The organism is Streptomyces sp. S3(2020) (assembly GCF_013044505.1).
Lineage (GTDB): Bacteria > Actinomycetota > Actinomycetes > Streptomycetales > Streptomycetaceae > Streptomyces.
Window position 1 is genome coordinate 1 of the sequence record NZ_JABERD010000398.1, and the last position, 4,334, is coordinate 4,334.

The following is a 4,334-nucleotide window of genomic DNA, read 5'->3' on the forward strand; positions in this document are numbered from 1 at the left end:
CCCTCCCATGACACGCCCCCGCAGGACAACACCCGACACCGCCCCGCACACCAACAGAACACCACCCCACACCCACCCACCGGCACGCCTGTGTGCCGGGTGCCGCCCCTTGCTCACGCTCACCGATACGGGCTGTGTGTCGGGCGCTCGCCCACGCCCTCGCCCACCAACGACGTCTGCCTGCCGGGCAACGCCCCGCGCTCCGCCCGCCGACACGCTTGTGTGCCGGGTGCCGTCCCGCGCTCTCGCCCACCAACGACGTCGGTCTGCCGGGCGACGCCCCGCGCTCCGCCCGCCGACACACTTGTGCGCAGGGTGCCCTCCCAGGCGCCCCCACCGACGGGCCTGTCTGGCGGGTGATCCCCAAGCTCTCGCCCACCGAAAGGCTTGTCTGCCGGGGGTCGGCGCGGCTACCCGGCTCGCCGATACGGCTGTGTGCCGGGTGCGTCCTGTGTGCCCCCGCTCGCCGGCGTGCCTGTGTGCAGGGTGCTGTCCCATGCCCTCGTTCATCAGCACGTCTGTCTGCCGGGCGGCGGGTCGCACCCCCGTTCACCGGCGCTGGTGCCGGCCGGGGCATGCCTGAGGCGATCTGGCGCGCCCGTGGTCACCGCGCCGTCACCCGCCCCGTCCGCCGTCGGTGTCGTACCTCCGTGATTCCGCACAGGATCAGTACCGCCGCGATGGCCGCCAGATGTTCCTTGCCCGCGAGGTTGTCCTTGAGCAGCACCTCGATCACCATCGCCGCGATCACGGCCACTGCGGTGACGTACGCGCGACAGCGCCAGGCCAGGAAGACCGCGAGGCCCACCACGGCCGCCGAGGGGCCGGTGTCGACGACCTGGGCGTCCGTGGCCGGAAGGCCGATCGGGCTGTCGGGGCCCAGCCAGATGCCGAGGCGTGCGTACAGCGTGCCGGCGAGGGTGGCGGTGTAGGCGATGGCCAGCGTGCGCCACCAGCCCAGGCAGATCTCCGCGATGCCGAACACGACCAGGATCTGCGCCAGCGCGCCCCACACGGGCAGATCCAGCGCGGGCACGAACAATGACAGGGGCGTGCGCAGAAGGGCCGGCCCCAGCGGGTCCTCCGCCCGTACGGCCCCGACGTTCTGCACGAACTGATAACCCCACGACTGGTTCTGCACGAATTGCAGCACCGCCGTCAGACACACCGCCCCGATCGCCATCGGCACCGCCCGCCACCGCCGCCGGACCAGCGGCCCGCGCACGGCGACATACAGAGGACCCCATTCGTTGCGGGCCCAGCGGGCGATCCTCTTCATCGGCGCGTCTCCAGGTGCTGTCCACCGTGGAAGACCGATCCGATGACCGGCGAGTTGAGCGAGGCCCGAGTGACCTGGATCTCCCGGTATCGGGTGATGAATCGGGCATGTCCCATGAATCCTGATGATATGGGCGCCCGTGTCCGTTCGGCCGGACCTACTCCTCCTTCTCCGGCTCCTCGGCGTCCTCCTCGACAGCCGCCGGCTTCTCGGGAAGCTCCGCGGCGAGCGCCGCCGCGGCCTGCACCAGCGGCAGCGCCAGCAGTCCGCCGGCGCCCTCCCCGACCGTCACCCCGTGCTCCAGCAGCGGCTCCAGGGCCATCCGGTCCAGCGCCTTCGCCTGCCCCGGCTCCCCGCTGTCGTGCGCGGCCAGCCACCAGTCCGGCGCCCGGAAGGCGATCCGCTGCCCCACCAGCGCACAGGCGGCGACCACGACCCCGTCGAGCACGACCGGCAGCTTGCGCACCGCGCTCTGGAGCAGGAACCCGGTGATCGCCGCGAGATCGGCCCCGCCCACCGTCGCCAGCAGCTGAAGCTGATCCCCGAGCACCGGCCGGGCCCGCCGCAGCGCGTCGCGGATCGCCGCGCACTTCCGCATCCAGGCGAGGTCGTCGATGGCCAGCCCGCCGCGCCCGGTCACCACGGACGCGTCGGTCCCGCACAGCGCGGCGACCAGTACGCCCGCCGCCGTGGTCCCGCCGACGCTCACATCGCCGAGCACCACCAGATCCGTACCGGAGTCGGCCTCCTCGTCGGCCATCGCGGCCCCGGCCCGGAACGCGGCCTCCGCCTCCTCCAGGGTCAGCGCGTCCTCGACGTCGATCCGGCCGCTGCCGCGCCGCACCCGATGCCGTACGACCTCACCGGGCAGCGACTCCGGGTCGCAGTCCAGCGCCAGGTCGACCACCCGCACCGGCACCCCGAGCCGCCGCGCGAGCACCGACACCGGCCGCCCGCCCTCCAGGACCTCGCGCACCAACTCCCCGGCGCTGCCCGCCGGTCGGGCCGACACCCCGAGCTCGGCGATGCCGTGGTCACCGGCGAACAGAACCACCCGCGGCTGTTCGATCGGCCGTACCGGAACGGCGGACTGTGCCGCCGACAGCCACTCACCCAGGTCGTCGAGGCGGCCCAGCGACCCGGGCGGCACGATCTGACGTTCCCGGCGCGCCTCGGCGTCGCGGCGCACCCCGCCGTCGGGGCGCTCGATCAGATCGGAGAAGTCGTCGAGATTAAGCGAGCTCATTCGCCGAACAGTACCGGCACCGATCGAACAGGACGGCGCCACATGGCCACCACGCGCACCCGACGTCGTTGCCCCCAAGATCGAGATCCCATACGTTCCGTTTTGCAGTGGATTGTCGTATGTCTCAGGGAGCCCCCATGAAACGCCTGCGCACCCGTGTCAGCGACCTCGACCAAAGACGGCGGTACCGCTCGTCGGCCCGCGCGATGCTGACACTGGACCCGGAGCCCGAGAGCTGGCTGGACGTCGGCACGGGCGACGCCCGCTTCCCGGCCGTGGCCAAGGCGCTGTTCCCCTACACGTCGTTCGACGGCCTCGACATCACCACGGCCGTACTCGGGGCCCGCGAGGCGGAGCGGGTGGAGGAGGCGTACATCGGCAGTCCGGCGGACCCGCACCTCACCAAGGCCCTCGCCGGCCGTTACGACGTGGTCAGCGTCCTGAACCCCGTCGAGGACCTCGCCGCCGCCCTGGCGTTCCTCCGGCCGGGCGGCCATGTCCTGATGGAGACCGCGGGAGCCGCCGACGACCTGCGCACCGAACTCGAAGCCCACGACTGCACGGTCCTCCCGACGAACCGTCACCCCGTCCTCGACCGTCTGTCGAGGACGACCCGGGTGATCGCGCGCCGGGAGCCCTCACCCTCGTAGCGGCACAGCCTGCCCCGCCACCAGCAGCAGCACCTGCTCGCACTCACCGGCGAACGCCGCGTTGAGCCGCCCGAGTTCGTCCCGGTAGCGCCGCCCGGAGGCCGTGGCCGGCACGATCCCCGAGCCCACCTCGTTCGATACGGCGACGACGGTCCGCCGGGTCGCCCGCACCGCGTCCGTCAGCTCCCGCATCCGCTCCCGCAGCGCCCGCTCCCCGCCGTCGGCCCACTCCGCGTCGTCCCACGCGCCGACGGCGTCCATCGCGTCCGTCAGCCACAGCGACAGACAGTCGATCAGCAGCGGAGGCCCGTCGTCGGCGAGCAGCGGCACGAGGTCGCAGGTCTCGGCCGTACGCCAGGACCCGGGCCGCCGCTCGCGGTGCGTGGCCACGCGGGCGGCCCACTCGCCGTCCCCGTTGCGCGACCCGCCCGTGGCGACGTACAGGACGTCGGGGAACGACTCCAACCGCCGCTCCGCCTCCACCGACTTCCCCGACCGCGCCCCGCCCAGCACCAGCGTCCGCCGCGGCACGTCGGGTACGTCCTCGTAGACACCGACGGTCAGCGTCGTCCCGTCGGGCACGGCCCGCGCGCCCGCCGCCGCGAGCCGCCGCCGCAACTCGGCGCCGGGCGGCACGTCGTGGTCGAGATGGACGGCGATGACATCGGTGGCCGGCCCCATCGCACCGACCGCGCGCAGCTTGGCCAGCGCGTCCGGCCGCCCCACGACATCGGCGAGGACCATGTCGTAGCCGTCCTTGCCGTTCTCCTCAAGGCCGGCCGGAGCACCCCCGGGCGGCAGATAGAGCAGCCGCTGCCCGTCGGGGCCGGTCACCGCGTACCCGGTCCCGGGCGCGTCCATCGCCACCGCCCGCACCCGATGCCCCGTCAGCAGCGCCAACTCCCGCCCGTCCGGCACCCGCCCCGGCTGCGGCAGCCCCGCCGGCACCTCCACGGCCGGCCCGTCGTGCGGATGCGACAGCAGGACCTGCGCGACCCCGCCCAGCGAATGCCCGGCCCGAGCCGCCGCGAACGCCGCACCGGGAGTCAGATCGAGCAACAGCGCCCCGTCGACGAGCAGCGCGGTGGCGGCCCGGGCGTCAACACCGAGCGACACCGCGCAGGCGGCGCAGGGGCAGCCGGGGCGGGGGAGACCGGCG

General features: G+C 73.6%; 4 protein-coding genes. 1 reads left to right on the forward strand and 3 read right to left on the reverse strand.

The window, feature by feature from the left end:
• Positions 1-604: 604 nt before the first annotated feature.
• On the reverse strand, positions 605-1,279 hold the full coding sequence (locus HLK59_RS48505) for a hypothetical protein (protein ID WP_171148080.1): 675 nt from the start codon (positions 1,277-1,279) through the stop codon (positions 605-607).
• A 157-nt stretch (positions 1,280-1,436) separates the two neighbouring features.
• Positions 1,437-2,525 carry a nicotinate-nucleotide--dimethylbenzimidazole phosphoribosyltransferase gene (gene cobT, locus HLK59_RS48510; RefSeq protein ID WP_171148081.1) on the reverse strand — a complete coding sequence of 363 codons (1,089 nt, stop codon included), beginning with the start codon at positions 2,523-2,525 and terminating at the stop codon, positions 1,437-1,439.
• 137 nt (positions 2,526-2,662) lie between these two features.
• Between cobT and HLK59_RS48515 the strand changes: the two genes are divergently transcribed.
• Positions 2,663-3,175: a methyltransferase domain-containing protein gene (locus tag HLK59_RS48515; RefSeq protein ID WP_171148082.1), complete on the forward strand. Its 513-nt coding sequence runs from the start codon at positions 2,663-2,665 to the stop codon at positions 3,173-3,175.
• On the opposite strand, the gene HLK59_RS48520 is transcribed toward HLK59_RS48515, so the two are convergent.
• Positions 3,164-4,334: bifunctional adenosylcobinamide kinase/adenosylcobinamide-phosphate guanylyltransferase (locus tag HLK59_RS48520; RefSeq protein ID WP_171148083.1), on the reverse strand; the 1,171-nt coding region annotated here is incomplete at its 5' end. The two genes, HLK59_RS48515 and HLK59_RS48520, sit on opposite strands and share 12 nt — an antisense overlap.